Origin of the sequence: Microbacterium sp. PAMC22086 (genome assembly GCF_019443525.1) — a bacterium.
GTDB classification, from domain to species: domain Bacteria; phylum Actinomycetota; class Actinomycetes; order Actinomycetales; family Microbacteriaceae; genus Microbacterium; species Microbacterium maritypicum.
Genome location: NZ_CP080380.1, coordinates 2,180,234 through 2,194,724, shown reverse-complemented (window position 1 = coordinate 2,194,724; position 14,491 = coordinate 2,180,234). Strand labels below are relative to the sequence as shown.

Annotated in this window: 12 protein-coding genes and 1 tRNA gene; 8 read left to right on the top strand and 5 right to left on the bottom strand. The window is 68.9% G+C overall.

Annotation, left to right across the window (positions count from 1 at the left end):
• Window positions 1-11: 11 nt before the first annotated feature.
• Window positions 12-1,016 carry a TerC/Alx family metal homeostasis membrane protein gene (locus KY497_RS10905; RefSeq protein WP_017830772.1) on the bottom strand — a complete coding sequence of 335 codons (1,005 nt, stop codon included), beginning with the start codon at window positions 1,014-1,016 and terminating at the stop codon, window positions 12-14.
• Window positions 1,017-1,303: 287 nt separating this feature from the next.
• On the opposite strand from KY497_RS10905, the gene KY497_RS10900 reads away from it, so the two are divergent.
• From KY497_RS10900 to KY497_RS10885, 4 genes are all read left to right on the top strand, one after another.
• Complete coding sequence (locus tag KY497_RS10900) at window positions 1,304-1,864, top strand: RNA polymerase sigma factor (protein ID WP_017830773.1); 561 nt, start codon at window positions 1,304-1,306, stop codon at window positions 1,862-1,864.
• Window positions 1,861-3,000: a DUF4349 domain-containing protein gene (locus KY497_RS10895; protein WP_219869033.1), complete on the top strand. Its 1,140-nt coding sequence runs from the start codon at window positions 1,861-1,863 to the stop codon at window positions 2,998-3,000. Before KY497_RS10900 ends, KY497_RS10895 begins: the two co-directional genes overlap by 4 nt.
• Before the next feature lie 116 nt (window positions 3,001-3,116).
• Window positions 3,117-3,665 carry a helix-turn-helix domain-containing protein gene (locus tag KY497_RS10890; RefSeq protein ID WP_218683116.1) on the top strand — a complete coding sequence of 183 codons (549 nt, stop codon included), beginning with the start codon at window positions 3,117-3,119 and terminating at the stop codon, window positions 3,663-3,665.
• Window positions 3,665-4,906 carry an MFS transporter gene (locus tag KY497_RS10885; protein WP_219869032.1) on the top strand — a complete coding sequence of 414 codons (1,242 nt, stop codon included), beginning with the start codon at window positions 3,665-3,667 and terminating at the stop codon, window positions 4,904-4,906. Before KY497_RS10890 ends, KY497_RS10885 begins: the two co-directional genes overlap by 1 nt.
• 50 nt (window positions 4,907-4,956) lie before the next feature.
• Here the strand turns inward: KY497_RS10885 and KY497_RS10880 are convergent.
• Window positions 4,957-5,029, bottom strand: a tRNA-Glu gene (locus KY497_RS10880).
• Window positions 5,030-5,191: 162 nt separating this feature from the next.
• Here KY497_RS10880 and KY497_RS10875 point away from each other — a divergent pair.
• Window positions 5,192-5,830, top strand: coding sequence for an MBL fold metallo-hydrolase (locus tag KY497_RS10875; RefSeq protein WP_141385959.1), 639 nt, complete (start codon window positions 5,192-5,194; stop codon window positions 5,828-5,830).
• 2 nt (window positions 5,831-5,832) lie between these two features.
• Window positions 5,833-6,726, top strand: coding sequence for an aminoglycoside phosphotransferase family protein (locus KY497_RS10870; protein WP_219869031.1), 894 nt, complete (start codon window positions 5,833-5,835; stop codon window positions 6,724-6,726).
• A 98-nt stretch (window positions 6,727-6,824) separates the two neighbouring features.
• Here KY497_RS10870 and pepN read toward each other — a convergent pair whose 3' ends face one another.
• The gene (gene pepN, locus KY497_RS10865) at window positions 6,825-9,308 is read right to left on the bottom strand and encodes an aminopeptidase N (protein WP_219869030.1); all 2,484 of its coding nucleotides are present in this window, start codon (window positions 9,306-9,308) and stop codon (window positions 6,825-6,827) included.
• 50 nt (window positions 9,309-9,358) lie between these two features.
• The gene (locus KY497_RS10860) at window positions 9,359-11,815 is read right to left on the bottom strand and encodes a tetratricopeptide repeat protein (RefSeq protein WP_219869029.1); all 2,457 of its coding nucleotides are present in this window, start codon (window positions 11,813-11,815) and stop codon (window positions 9,359-9,361) included.
• A 143-nt stretch (window positions 11,816-11,958) separates the two neighbouring features.
• On the opposite strand from KY497_RS10860, the gene KY497_RS10855 reads away from it, so the two are divergent.
• Both KY497_RS10855 and KY497_RS10850 read left to right on the top strand, forming a co-directional pair.
• On the top strand, window positions 11,959-12,456 hold the full coding sequence (locus KY497_RS10855) for a hypothetical protein (RefSeq protein WP_127482434.1): 498 nt from the start codon (window positions 11,959-11,961) through the stop codon (window positions 12,454-12,456).
• 2 nt (window positions 12,457-12,458) lie between these two features.
• Window positions 12,459-13,454, top strand: a complete 996-nt coding sequence (locus KY497_RS10850; protein WP_219869028.1) for a hypothetical protein — start codon at window positions 12,459-12,461, stop codon at window positions 13,452-13,454.
• On the opposite strand, the gene KY497_RS10845 is transcribed toward KY497_RS10850, so the two are convergent.
• Entirely contained in the window at window positions 13,420-14,433 is a 1,014-nt protein-coding gene (locus KY497_RS10845) for a DNA topoisomerase IB (protein ID WP_219869027.1), read from the bottom strand. The two genes, KY497_RS10850 and KY497_RS10845, sit on opposite strands and share 35 nt — an antisense overlap.
• Window positions 14,434-14,491 lie beyond the last annotated feature (58 nt).

Sequence of the window (14,491 nt, the reverse complement as noted above, 5' to 3'; positions counted from 1 at the left end):
CCGCCATGATCTCACTCCACGGTCGTCGTGGACCTCGCCGCGCGCTTCTCGCGGGACGAGGCGATCAGGCTGGCGACGGTCGCGATGGTCATCGAGGCGAGGATCACGCCGAGGGAGACCATGTTGCTGATGTCGGGCACCCACTCGACGTGCTCGCCGCCGTTGATGAACGGCAGCTCGTTGACGTGCAGAGCGTGCAGGATCAGCTTGACGCCGATGAAACCGAGGATGACGGCGATGCCGTAGTGCAGGTAGCGCAGACGGTCGAGCAGGTCGCCGAGCAGGAAGTAGAGCTGTCGCAGCCCCATCAGCGCGAAGATGTTGGCTGAGAAGACGAGGAAGCCGTTGGTGGTGATCTCGAAGATCGCGGGGATCGAGTCGATCGCGAAGATCAGGTCGGTGACACCGATGGTGATGAAGACGATCACCATGGGCGTCCACATGCGCTTGCCGTCGACCGTGGTGCGGATCTTGGACCCGTCGTACGTCTCGCTGATGTCGACGCGGCGACGCAGCAGGCGGACGATGAAGTTCTCGCGCTGCACCTCGCCCTCGTGATCGCCGTCCGGCATGGCCTGACGGATCGCCGTCCAGATGAGGAAGGCGCCGAAGATGTAGAAGATCGGCGAGAAGTTCTCGACGATCGCGACACCGGCGAGGATGAACAGGCCGCGCAGGATGAGCGCGATGATGATGCCGACCATGAGCACCTGCTGCTGCAGCCGCCGCGGCACGGCGAACTGGGCCATGATCAGGACGAAGACGAACAGGTTGTCGATGGAGAGGCTGTATTCCAACGCCCATCCGGTGATGAAGTCACCCGCGTTCTGCCAACCTCCGACATTGCCGAGGAGCACCGCGAACAGCAGCGCGAGCCCGACGTAGAAGACCACCCAGAGAGTGGACTCCTTCGTCGACGGGATGTGCGGCCGCAGCCGGATGAGGAGCAGGTCGCCGATCAGGATGATCGTGAGGACGACCATCGAGGTGATCTCGAACCAGACGGGGATTTCCAAGGGCGCACTGCACCTTTCGCGGAGGGGTCGGGAATGAGTCGAAAGTCTCTCCCCCGCACACAGGTGCGGCGCGCGCCCGGAGCAGCGATGACGGTGCTCGTGATGACGTTACGCGCGGATTCGGGATACTCCCTCTCGCCCGGGCAATGCTACCGGAGCCGTGGCATCAGTGGGAACGGATGTCGTCGGAAACTCCCTGCGGCCCGCACGCAATCCCCTGCACCGGATCTGAGACGATGGGGCATCGATCGACACTCTCCTCGTGAGAGACACCGAACGGAACCAGGATGCCCCTGCAGACAACTGATCAGAGATGGGCGGCGCAGGCCGCGGCCGGCGACGAGAACGCCTTTCGCGAGCTGTACCGCGCACACGTGCGTCCCGTGTACTGGATCGCGCAGGGCATCCTCGCCTCGCCGTCCGACGCCGAGGATGTGACCCAGGAGACGTTCGTCGTCGCCTGGCGGAAGATCCCCGACCTCGAGCTCCAGGGCGAGTCGATCCTGCCGTGGCTGGCCACGATCTGCCGATTCCAGGCAGCCAACCGGCTCCGTCAGCGTCGGCGCGATCAGGCGCACACCGCCGAGGCCGTGGACGAGACCCTGCTGCCGGACACGGTGAGCGTCGAGGAGCAGGTCATCACGGCCGAGCTGGCGGCGCGGATAGCCCGAGAAGTGGGCACGTTGAGCGAACTCGATCGTGAGATCTTCCGTCTGTGCGCGTCTGAGGGCTATGCCTATCAGGCGGCTGCGGAAGAGCTCGGGGTGACCCACGCCGTCGTCAGGAACCGTCTCTCTCGAGTACGCACGCAGTTGCGTGGCGCCGTGACGGAAGTGAGAGACGCATGAACGACAAGACCAGCGGCAGCGACCTGCCCGCCCTCTCGGACGAGGCGATCGCCCGTATCGAAGACGCCGTCTTCGCCGAGATCGCCTCCGAGCGCGCGCCGGCGCGCCCGGCCGAGGCCAAGTCCCGTGCTCGTCGGCGGCGGTGGCTCACCGGCGGCGGCATCGCCGCGGCCTTCGTGGTCGGCGTGCTCGTGACGCCCCCCATCCTCGGCGCCGTAGGCGGGGGAACCTCCGTGACGGCCGAAGGTATTGGCTTCTCCAGCGGCACGGTCGCCGACTCCGCACCCTCATCGCCCGAGCGGCTCACGGGCGTGGCCCCCGAGTCACTGTCGGACGGTGGCGCCGTGAGCTCCGATGCGAACGCGGCGACGCTCCCCGGTGCCGCTGACGCGGAGAGCGGGCGCGAGATCATCGCCACCGCGCAGGCGACCGTTCAGGTGAAGAGCATCCCCGAGGCGGCGACGGCGATCGCGGCCCTCGCCGAGGAGCACGGCGGCTACGTCGAGAGCACGGAGATCGGGAAGTCGGTCCCGCTCGACGGCCGCACCGATCCCGCCACCGACACCGCCGATTCGGCGTACGGCTGGGTCGGCATCAGGGTGCCGTCGGCGGATCTTCCCGACGTGATCGCCGCTCTCGCCGACACCGGAGAGGTGCTCTCGTCGTCGACGTCGAAGCAGGACGTGACGTCTGCCGCGATCGATCTGCGCGCCCGCGTCGATTCCACGAAGGCATCGGTCGAGCGGCTCACGCAGCTCATGGCGCAATCGGGAAGCGTGTCCGAGCTGATCGAGGCCGAGGTCGCACTGACCGACCGCCAGGCCCAGCTCGAATCCTACGAACAGCAGCTCGCCGCTCTCGACGACCAGGTCGCGATGTCCTCCCTGCAGGTGCAGCTGACGAAGGCGAGCGCACCGACGACCGCCGACCCGGCCGGCTTCGGCGACGGCCTGCTGGCCGGCTGGAACGGTCTCGTGGTGTCGCTGAACGCACTGGTCATCGCCCTCGGCTTCATCCTCCCGTGGCTCGCACTCGCCGGGGTGGTCGTGCTCCTCGTCTGGCTCCTGCGCCGGACGCGTCGCAACCGCCGTGACGCCGCGGGATCCTCAAGCGGGACATCCGTCGAAGAGAACTGACGCCGCCCCGTAGGAGAAGGCTCGCCCGGATGCTTCCGGGCGAGCCTTCTCGTTGATATTCCGAGGTATACAAGAAGTCTTGTGCGTCTGTCACCTCGGGACTAGCGTCTTCCCCCGTGGAAGACATCTCCGTGATCACCGCCGTGCATCACCCGCTGCGCCGCCGCATCTACGACTATCTGCTCCTGTACGGCACCGCACAGGTCACCGCGATCGCCCGTGCACTCGACAGCCAGGTCGGCAGCATCAGCCATCATCTGCGGATGCTGGAGCGCGCAGGCGTCGTCGAACGCGCACCGGATCCCGCCGGCGACAAGCGCACCAGCTGGTGGAAGGTGGCTCGACGCGGGTTGACCTGGTCGACCGACGACTACGCGGACTCCCCCGCCGATGCCCTGCTCGCGCGCGAAGCCCAGCGGCAGGGCATCCGGATGCAGATAGACCGGCTGCAGCGCTGGCACCGCAGTCGCCGAGACCCCGCGTACGCGGGATACGACGGCTCGAACACGGAGACGACCGCCTGGGCGTCGCCCGACGAGCTGCGCGACCTCTCCGCGCGGATCCTCGGGACGATCCGCGAGTGGCAGGAGGGCATCGACCTCGACGACGGTCAGGAGCGCGTCCCCGTCTTCGTCTTCGCGCACGCCTTCCCCACGGAGCCGTGATGGCGACGGTCAGCGAGCCCGTCGAGGTGACCGCGCCTCCTGCGTTCCGCCGGGACCACCTCGCGCATGCATGGATCGGTGTGAAGGCGCTCTCCGATGCCGGTGACGCCCTGTGGACGATCGCCCTCGCCTGGACAGCCGTGCAGGTCGCCTCCCCCGCGGTCGCCGGGCTGATCGTCGCCGCAGGAACGGTGCCCCGCGCGGTGATCCTCCTGTTCGGAGGAGTGATCGCCGACCGTGCGGACGCCCGCCGCATCATGCTCGCGTTCAACGTGCTCCGGGTCGGTGTCCTGGTCGCCGTGGCCGTGTGGGTGCTCACGACACCGCCCTCGGTCGCGGTCCTCCTCCTCGCCGCCATCGCGTTCGGGGTGTGCGATGCGTTCTACGAGCCGTCAGCCGGGACGATCGCGCGCCAGCTGGTCAGACCCGCCGATCTTCCGGCGTACGGAGCTGCGGCCCAGACGGCGTCACGCCTGGGGACCATGGGAGGTGCAGCGATAGGCGGGTTCGTCGTGGCGCACGCAGGCCTTGCCGCAAGCGCGTCGGTGAACGCCCTGACCTTCACCGTGGTGGTCGCCTTCATCGCGATCTGGCTGCGCCCGCGCTTCCGCCTCGCCCGCGCGGAGAAGGAGTCCGCGCTGCGCTGCATCGCCCGCGGGTTCACCCATCTCTCCGTGAACCCCACGACCCGCACACTCGTGATCGCACTGTCGGGGTTGAATCTGGCGGTCGGCCCGGCGATCGGGCTCGGACTCGCCCTCCGTGCTCACGACGAGGGGTGGGGCGCTCAGGCGGTCGGGCTCTTCGAAGCGCTCCTCGGTCTCGGCGCGGCGCTGGGGGCCGTCTCGGTGGCGAAGTGGCGGCCACGTCACGAGGCGCGCGCCGGGTTCTGGGCGCTGGTCGTGCAAGGGGCAGGCATCGTGGCGCTCGGGTTCGGTCCGGCCTGGACCGTCGCTGCAGCCGCGTTCGTGATCGGTGCGACCGCGGGATACGCCTCGGTGCTGCTCAGCGCCACCTTCTCAGCGACCGTCGACACGGCCTACCTCGGCCGGATGGGCGCGCTCACGCGCCTCGGCGACGACTGTCTGATGCCGCTCGCGATGGCCGGCTTCGGCGCTCTCGCATCGGCAACGACCGTCGGGGTGCCGTTCGCACTCTTCGGGGGCGCGATGATGGCCCTGATGATCCTGCCGTTGAGGAACCGGACGTTCCGCACCCTGTCCTTGAATCCCCGGCACTGAGGGGGAGAAACAAGAAAGCCTCCGGCGAACCGGAGGCTTTCTCTGTTGTGTGACCCCAGCGGGATTCGAACCCGCGTTACCGCCGTGAGAGGGCAGCGTACTAGGCCGCTATACGATGGGGCCGTCTGGCGGAACGTTTCCGTCCCGCGACAACCGTTCAAGTATGCCACGGCGATTCTCACTGCGCCAAATCGACGCCACCCTCTCCCGAATCCCGGGCGTGGCGCACCGAATCCGACGCCGAATACGTTTGCCGTGGGCGAGCGGAAGGAGTTGACTCTTTCCATGCGCGTCACCAAGTTCGAACATGCCGCCCTCCGTCTCGATGCGAACGAGAAGACCCTTCTGATCGACCCTGGGTCGTTCACGACACCCCTGAACGACCTCGCCGATCTGGTCGGGATCGTGATCACCCATGAGCACCCGGACCACTGGACGGCCGACCACTTCGACAGACTCCTGCGCGCGGCACCCGGCACGCCGATCTTCGCCCCCGCCGGCGTCGCCCGCGCCGCAGAGGGATACGACATCACCGTCGTCTCTCCCGGCGACACCGTCGACGTCGGCGGATTCACCCTGCAATTCTTCGGGGGCACCCACGAAGTCATCCACTCCTCCCTCCCGACCGTCGAGAACGTGGGCGTGCTCGTGAACGACGAGCTCTACTACCCCGGCGACTCCTACGCGGTCCCCGAGGGCGTCGCGGTCGGCACTCTCGCCGCACCGCTCGGCGCTCCCTGGCTGAAGATCGGCGAGGCGATGGACTTCGTGCTCGCGGTCGCCCCTCGTCGCTCCTTCGGGACCCATGACATGACGCTGTCGGTGATCGGGAAGAACATGCACAGGCAGCGGCTGCAGTGGGCAACGGAACAGGGCGGCGGCGAGTTCTTCGTGCTGGAGCCCGGCGACTCCCTCGATCTCTGAGCATGGCGGACTCCCCCGGCGCGGAGGTCGCACTCGATGAGCGCGACGTCCGCGAACTCGTCCGCACCGTCGCACCGGAGCTGGCGGCACTTCCGTTGACGCGGTCTGCCGAGGGATGGGACAACGTCACGTGGCGTCTCGGGGCGGATCTCGCGGTGCGCATCCCCCGCCGACTCCAGGCGGCGCCGCTGATCCGGCACGAGCAGCGTGCGCTCCCCTTGATCGCGATGCACCTGGCCGCGGCGAACGTCCGCACGCCCCTACCGGTGTTCGCAGGTTCGCCGACCCCGCACTTCCCCTGGCCCTGGTCGATCGTGCCGTGGTTGCCCGGCGGCCAGGCTCTCGGTCGCCCCCGTCGGGACAACACCGTCTGGGCCGCTCAACTCGCTGCCGTCCTGCTCACCCTCCACCGGGATGCACCTGCAGACGCACCCCGGAACCCGGTCCGCGGGGTGCCGCTGGCGGTGCGGGACGACAGCATCCGCTCCCGCCTCGCAGACCTTCCCGCGACGATCGCCGAGAATCTTGCCGACATCTGGCAGACCGGGCTCGACGCCGCCCCCGCGACCGAGTCCGTCTGGATCCACGGCGACCTGCACCCAGGGAACATCCTCGTCGACGGTGATCGGCTGTCGGCTCTGATCGACTTCGGCGACGTCACAGCCGGCGACCCGGCCTACGACCTCGCCGCAGGATGGCTCGCCTTCGACGCAGAAGGCCGACATGTGTTCCGCCGAGCCACGGGACGCCGATACGACGAGGAGACCTGGGTGCGGGCACGCGCCTGGGCGTCCGCGATCGCGATCATCCTCTGCCATTCGAGCGATGACCGCCCCGATCTGCGCGCGCTCGGGCACGAGACATCCGCTCAGCTGCGGACGGCCCCGACGACCTGACGCCGCGCGCCTGTGAGCACTCCGCTCACCCGCGACCACACCCGGGGCGCGATAGTCGAAGAGGCCGGCGACCGTCGGACCGCACACGGCACACAGGTTCAGGCCTGCGCGACCCTGACCCTCAGCTCACGCGCGAGGTGATCCCGCTGCTCGATCACGAGCCGCCGGAGAGCGGCCGGCGCCTCGGCGTTCGCGGCCAGCCATGCATCGACCGGTTCCAACGAATCGCTGGCCGGGAACAGCCCGACCACCAGCCGTCGCGCGATCTCGATGCTGCGCGCGCCCCAGACCTGCCCGATCCGCGCGAAGTACTCGTCATCGAAGCCGGAGACGAGATCACGGCGCCCGCCGGCGCGGAAACCCCCGATCTCGGCATCGAGGTGATCGTTGCTGAGCGCAAGGTCGTTCCAAGCGGAGTCCCATGCCTCGCGGCGCACGGTGGCATCCGGTCGCGACGAACGCGCCCGCCGTGCGGCTGTACGTCCGTCGCCCGTGTCGTCCCGCTGCTGCTCTGCGGCCACATCCGCAAGATCGGCGTGCCCGGTGGTGACCAGCGCCGTGAGGAGCTGCCAGCGCAGATCGGGATCGATGACGAGGCCTTCGGGTGCCTGCCCGTCCAGCAGTGCCCGCACCTGTTCCTGATGCCCGTCGTCGAAGGCGGATGCCGTCGCGAACGCCCGGGCCCAGGAGAGCTGCGCGTCGCTCCCGGCGTCCGCAGCCTCCAGCGTGCTCCACACGGTCTCGACCCAGCGCCGCTGCTCCTGGTCGCGGCTCGCCTCCGCGACGAAGTGGCGGATCGTGTAGCTGGCGTTCGCGAGGACGCCCGTCAATAGCCCGATGTTGGACTCCGCGGGCGCATGGGTGCGCACGATCTCGAGGTACCGCGCCGCCGCGAGCTCGCCGTCGCGGGTGGCGTTCCACAGCGACGACCAGACGAGGGCGCGCGCCAGCGGGTCGTCGATCGCAGAGAGGGACTCCTCGACCGTCGCGAGCGAACGCGCATCGAGACGAGCCTTCACATAGGTGAGGTCGTCGTCGTTGAGCAGCATCAGATCGGCATCGGGCAGGTCGATCTCGGTCCGTTCGCCGACCACGTCGAGCTCACGCTGCTCGCGCCGCAGGACCCGGCCGTCGACACGCTCGTACAGCCCGATGCGCAGTCGATGCGGGCGAGGGTCGGTCTGCACGAGGATGCTCCGCCCGTCCGCCTCGGTCTCGGTCCACAGCGTGGACATGCCCGAGGTCTGCAGCCAGGCCGCCGACCAATCGCTCATGTCCCGCCCCGAGACGGCGCTCAACTGCACCAGGAAGTCGTCGAGCGTCGTGTTCCCGAACGCGTTGGCGGCGAAGTAGAGACGGGCGCCCTCGAAGAACGCCTCATCCCCGACGAAGGCGACCAGCTGCTTGAGCACGGCGGCACCCTTGGCGTAGGTGATCCCGTCGAAATTCAGCTTCGCGGCCTCGAGATCGGTGATGTCCGCCACGATGGGGTGCGTCGTCGGCAGCTGGTCCTGCTGGTACGCCCACGCCTTGCGGCTGGCGGCGAAGGTGACCCACGCATCGTGATAGCGCGTGGCGACTGCCGACGCATGGGCGCCCATGTAGTCGGCGAAAGATTCCTTGAGCCACAGGTCGTCCCACCAGGTCATCGTCACCAGGTCGCCGAACCACATGTGCGCCATCTCATGCAGGATCGTGTTGGCTCGCGCGGCGCGCTGCGCGTCGGTCGCCGCCCCACGGGAGAGATACGACTCCGTGAACGTCACCAGTCCCGGGTTCTCCATCGCACCGAGGTTGTACTCCGGAACGAAGATCTGGTCGTACTTGCCCCACGGATACGGGTAGGCGAAGGCATCGGTGAAGAAGTCCAGCCCCTGGCGTGTGACCTCGAGGATCTCCTCGGCCTCGAGGTGCGCAGCGAGTGATCTGCGGACGAACACGCCGAGGGCGACGCTCTGATCGTCGCGGCGCCACTCGCCGTCCACCCGCGAGTAGGGTCCCGCAGCCACGGCCGTGATGTAGCTCGAGATCGGCAGGGTCGGTGCGAACTCCACGCGCTGCACGCCGACACCGAGATCGGTGTGCGTCGGAGACTGATTCGAGAGCACCTCCCATCCGGAGGGGGCGTCGACGACGAAGGTGTACTCGGCCTTCATGTCGGGCTGTTCGAAGCAGGCCATCACCCGCCGCGAGTCGGCCGGTTCGTACTGCGTGTAGAGGTAGGTCTCGTCGTCGACCGGATCGTGGAACCGGTGCAGCCCCTCACCGGAGCGACTGTACGCGCCGATCGCCTCGACGCGGACGACGTTGGAATCCACCAGGCCCGAGAGGGCGATGCGGGCACCGTCGTAGACGATCTCCTGATCGACGCCGTTCACGCAGACTCGCTGGACACCTTCGCCGATGAAGTCGAGCCAGATCGCGTCGACGGTCGACGAGAACTCGAGGGTCGTCACGGTCGGGAACCCGGTGCGAGCGCGCTCCGGCGCTCCGGTCAGGTCGAGCTCGACGCGGATGCGGTGCACGGTGACGGCAGCGGATCGCGCTGCGGTCTCCTCGCGGGTGAGGTTGGCGGTGTCCATGCATCCATCCTGGCATCCGGATGCCGCACGAACCGCCGTGGACCGAGACGTCACGCGGTCTGCAGGCGGTGTCCGATCTCGGCGTAGACCTGTGCGGAGGCCTGCGCGCGCACGAGACCGGTGGACTGGTCGCCTCTCGATTGCGCGACAGAAGCGAGGATCGCATCGCTGCGAGCCACTTCTGCGCGATCCCCGGTCGCCTCGGCGATGCTCCGCGCCTCCTGCGCGTGCCGCTCGGCTCCCCGCAGGAGGTCATCCGCATCCTCCGCACCCCTCGTGGCTGCCGACACCAGGATCTCGGCGAGCGAGTTCGCCGCCTCCGTCGCGATCAGCGGCGAGCCCGCACGCTCCGCCTCTCGGAGGATCCGTTCCGCTGCGGTCCTCGCCCTCACGACATCTCCGGCTCGTCCGGCGATCCGCGCGTCGAGAAGCTCGAGATCGGCCGAGGTCGCGAACTCCCTCGCCGTCCGCAGGCTCTGCATCGCGACCGCGGACAGGTCGCTGGCCTGCCTGTCGTCGCCCCGCGCCTCGGCGACGAGGGCGAGCGTGCGTCGGACGAAAGGCAGGGATTCACCGCCGGACGCGTCCAGCAGTTCGTGCAGCTCACTCTCCGCATCATCGAGCCGCCCGATCGCGAGGAGCAGCAGCGGGCGATTGCCGCGCACGACGGCCACATTGAGATCGTCGCCTTCCGCCCGCGCCATCGACAGGGCGAGGGCGTACCCCTCCAGCGCCTCCGGATAACGGGCGAGGATGCGCAGGGTGTCTGCATGGTTGCCGGCGGCGCGTCCCTCCACGACACGGTCTCGCGCATCCCGCGCATGTGCGATCGCGCGTTCATACGACTCCAGCGCCTCATCGAGGTGACTCATCCACCGTTGGACGTTGCCGATCTGGTTCCAAGTGCGGGCGAGAGCCGATCCCGCGGCTATGCGGCGCACCCGCTGCAGCGTGATGAGCGCCTCGTCGAGGCGTCCGAGCTTCTCCGCGCAATGCGCCACGCCGAGCGCGATGTCCGGCACGAGATCGAGCCCCTCCCCTCGCGCCGCCAAGTCGTGCAGCTGCAGGGATTCGCTCCAGAGCGACCAGCGCGAGAGAGCGGGATGCGCCGCGATCGCCACCTGCTCGACGGCGGAGTCGAGGCCGTGCTCGCGGGCTGCGGTCGCGACTGCGAGCACGGTCGAGACTTCACGTGCGGCGAAGTCGGGGTCCTCCCCGATCCGGGAGAGCACCTCGGACGCGGATCTGTCCACGAACCGTCGGCGCACCGACGACGGCCGGAGCGACCGTGACCGTTCTGCCGCGAAGGCGAAGACCGTGTCGTGCATGCGCACACGCCCCTCACGCAGCTCGACCAGATGACGGGCGTGCAGGCGGCGCAGATCCCGCGCGGCGGACGGACCGGCCGCGGCGATGAGCACGCCCTCCTCGATGTCCCTGTCCAGCAGCGCGGCATCGGCGAGAAGGTCGGCCTCGGCCGGAGACAGGGAACGCGTCGCCGCCTCCAGGACCGGACGGATGCGCGCATCGCGAGGTTCGTGCTCGAATCTCGATGCGAGGTCCTGGAACGACCAGCCCTCGTGTTCGCGGACGATTCCCGCCAGCATCACGAGATCGAGCGGGAGGCCCCCTCCGACCGCGACGATGCGGCGCAGCGCATCCGCACGCAGGGCTGCCTCTGCGCCCTTCGCGGATGTCCCCTCCTCGACAGGCAGCAGACGAGCGAGGAGGCGGCGGGCTTCGCCACTCGACATCGGCGGGACGACGACCCTCGCCACATGCAGGTCTGACGACGGAAGACGCTGCTCGAGGTCGGCCAGGTCGACGCGGGCTGTGACGATGAAGCGCACACCGGGAACCAGCAGCGCCGCGAGGCGGCCGGCATCGCCCGCGTCCTCGATGATCACGAGGATGTCGCGGGCTGCCGCCTCCAGCCGCTCCCGCAGACGAGGCAGTTCGTAGGGAAGAGAGCGGACGCCGAGCGCTCCGAGCATGCGCCGCAGGATGTCGATCGGGTCGGCGTGCGGACGGTCGGGCTCCGACTCCCGCAGGTGCACGGTGAGCACCGGCGACGAGCCGGCCAGTGCAGAGGCGAGAGTAGTCTTGCCCGCTCCTGGCAGGCCCGTGAGGATGAGGACGTCCGCTGCGGGCACCGCAGCCAGCAGCGCTTCTCGTCCGACATCCGCACCGGTGGCGTCTCGTGGTCCGAGAGTCACCTCGACGTGGACTCCCGATCTCTGGCCGTTGAGGGCGCGTGCGGTCTCACGCCAGCGAGCCGCCACGGTGCGCCCACCGCCGAGCACACGCACGATATCGCCGACCAGACGATCGTCGACCCGCCGCCGCCCGGGGCGGAAGCAGTCGTAGACGGTCACCTTGGGAGGCTCGGCGCCGTCGCGCAGGCTTCCGATCCTTCGGGCGATCTCGGCATACGACGGCGATCCCGCGTCCGCACGCATCCGTCCGAGGCCCAGACAGAGCTCATCGAGGGTGCTCGGGGCGGGCATGAGTCGAGCCTATGGCACGCTGTCGCGCGTCTGCGGACAGGGTTCGTTCGGGGTCGTTCGGAGTCGGACGAACCGACGCGCCGCACCCCTAGGCTCACTCGACGGAGAGGCCATCCGACCTCCCGGACAAGGACATGACACCCATGACGACACGCGCAGAGATCGCGGCGAAGCTCGACGACTTCTCCTTCCAGAAAATGAACTTCGGCGGGTTCCTGATGAACAAGCGCGCGAAGAACTCGCACGCGCTGTGGACCCGTGCCTCCGACAAGGGGGTCACCGAGCTGACGCTGCTCGCCACGAGGGACTACGGCGAGGGAAACGTGTACGACGTGGCGGCCTTCACCCTCGACGGGAAGGTCCCCGAGGAGATCATCTCGGAGCTGAAGCAGCAGGCGGAAGCCCTCACGGACCGGGTCAACCTGCGCGCGCACGGCTACGTCTACACCTGCCTCGAGCCCTGGGACGGTGGCGGCACCATCTGGATCTCGAAGAAGCCCGAGTTCCGCGCACTGAGCCGCCCCGAGCAGGGCGTCTACGTCATCCCGATCCAACGGCTCACCAGCACGGGCGAACCCCGATGGCTCGCCTGGGCCCGCGAGGGCGATCAGCTGAACATCGCCATCGTGTACAAGCCCTGACGGTGCCGACGCTCTCGGTCGGCGCGACCGCACCGCGCGCAGAGGATGGCGCGCGGGGCGCTCTGATCCTCGTCGCGGCGTCCCTTGCGACCCTCGGGATCGCCGGAGCACTGGCGTTCTACCTGCTCGGCCTGACGGGCGCGATCCTCGCGCTCGCCCAGGTGGGGGCGATTCTCCTCGGTGCAGCGCTCGTCGCCTCCTCGACGATCACCATCCGCCGGCACCAGCGGCGACGTGCCGCCCTCGCCGCGGTCGCTGCGGCACTCGGCTGGGAGTATCGCGCGGACATCGGTGACCACGTGTGGGGCGGCTCCATCGACGAGCAGATCGATCGCGGGAGTCGCACCGCACGAGATCACCTCGACGGGCGTCGCTCCGAGATCCCCTTCGACAGCGTCGAGCGCACCTTCGTCGTCGGCGACCGCGAAGGGGCGACCGTGCACACGGTGCGCGCGGTGCGGATCCCACTGCCGTCCGAGGCGCCGCGGATCACGCTCCGGTCGCGGCGCGGCGGAGGAGCACTCAGTGTGCTCCCACGACGCCCGACCGGCCGATCGCGGTTCCGACTCGAGGGCGATTTCAGCGACGTCTTCGATGTGTCGGTACCGACGGGTTACGAGACGGATGCGCTCTATGTGCTCACTCCCGACCTCATGGTGATCCTCCTCGATGCGAGCGCCGACCTCGACCTGGAGATCGTCGACAGCACGCTGCACGTGTACTTCCCCGCCGTCGACCTGACCGACGACGCAGAGCTGCACCGGTTCCTCACCGTGATCGCAGCACTGCATGGCCGCTTCGGACGTCGCACCCTGCTCTATCGCGACGAAGCCGCCGCTCCCCTCGATCCGGAGGCCTACCGCCGCGACGGCGACGCGCTCGCCGCCAGGGCGCGCCGGGTCGACACACGCGTGCGGTGGTGGCCGGTCCTGGCTGCCGTGGCGACGCCTCTCGTCCCGATGCTCATCGCCGTCGTCTGGCTCCTGCTCGCCGGTTGACCTTCCGGGAGATCTCCGGGCCGCCGAGGAGACGACGGATGGCCGTCTCGGGCGTCACCGAGAGATCGAGCGTCCGCCCTCGGGCGTACTGGCTGAACACCCGGGGATCGATGTAGCTGCCGCGCGCGACGGCGGTGGTGTTGCCGAGCGCCGTCGCCGCCGCCTGCACGGCGAGGCGCTCGGCCTGGCTCCGGTGGTTGCGACTGTCGAGCTCACCGATCCGCGCGAGGGCATCCGCGGCGATGATCGTCCCGTGAAGCGTGCGGAAGTCCTTCGCCGTGAAAGATGCTCCCGTGACCTCCCGCAAGTAGGCGTTGACCTCGGCGGGTGTGATCCGCATGCGACGGCGCCCCCGGCGATACGCGAGCAGGAAGGCCCCTGACTTCCCGGCTGCGAAGTCCGTGAGAGCGTCGGCGAGTGACTCGTCGGTGATCTCGATCGATGCCGTGCGACCGCTCTTGGCCGGGAACGACAGGGCGACCTCGCTGCCGGCCACGCGCACATCACGCCGTCGGAGCGTCGTGAGACCGCGGCTGCCGTGCCGAACCAGATATCGCTCGGACCCGATGCGCAGGGCCGCATCGTCGAGAAGTCGGAACGCGATGGCGAGAGCGCGCTCCCTCGTCTGCCCCTCCTGCGCGAGCGCCCTGGTGACCTGGGCTCTGGCGCGAGGAAGGGCGGCCGCGAGATCGAGCGCACGTACGAACTTCCGGCGGTCCCGCGTCACACGCCACAGCGGGTGATACAGGTACTGCTTGCGCCCGGCACCGTCGACCCCCACGGCTTGGATGTGCGCGAGCGGGTCGGCCGCGATCCACACGTCCTGCCAGGCGGGAGGGATCACGAGATCGTGGATCCGCTCACGATCGGCCTCGGGTGCGGTGTCCCCTGCCGGATCGACGTAGCGGAACCCCGACCCCGATCGCACGCGCCGGAAGCCCGGATCCTGCCCCGGTACCACCCGGATGAGTCTTGCCATCGTGTTCCCCTCCTCGACTGTCTGCGATCGACGATGCCCGGCCGTGTCTACCAGAGGA

What these genes read in the sequence shown, in the direction of transcription:
- KY497_RS10895 (WP_219869033.1), top strand. Translation starts at nt 1,861, where the DNA reads ATGAACGACAAGACCAGCGGCAGCGACCTGCCCGCCCTCTCGGACGAG.
- KY497_RS10885 (WP_219869032.1), top strand. Translation starts at nt 3,665, where the DNA reads ATGGCGACGGTCAGCGAGCCCGTCGAGGTGACCGCGCCTCCTGCGTTC.
- KY497_RS10855 (WP_127482434.1), top strand. Translation starts at nt 11,959, where the DNA reads ATGACGACACGCGCAGAGATCGCGGCGAAGCTCGACGACTTCTCCTTC.
- KY497_RS10845 (WP_219869027.1), bottom strand. Translation starts at nt 14,433, where the DNA reads ATGGCAAGACTCATCCGGGTGGTACCGGGGCAGGATCCGGGCTTCCGG.
- pepN (WP_219869030.1), bottom strand. Translation starts at nt 9,308, where the DNA reads ATGGACACCGCCAACCTCACCCGCGAGGAGACCGCAGCGCGATCCGCT.
- KY497_RS10900 (WP_017830773.1), top strand. Translation starts at nt 1,304, where the DNA reads ATGCCCCTGCAGACAACTGATCAGAGATGGGCGGCGCAGGCCGCGGCC.
- KY497_RS10870 (WP_219869031.1), top strand. Translation starts at nt 5,833, where the DNA reads ATGGCGGACTCCCCCGGCGCGGAGGTCGCACTCGATGAGCGCGACGTC.
- KY497_RS10860 (WP_219869029.1), bottom strand. Translation starts at nt 11,815, where the DNA reads ATGCCCGCCCCGAGCACCCTCGATGAGCTCTGTCTGGGCCTCGGACGG.
- KY497_RS10875 (WP_141385959.1), top strand. Translation starts at nt 5,192, where the DNA reads ATGCGCGTCACCAAGTTCGAACATGCCGCCCTCCGTCTCGATGCGAAC.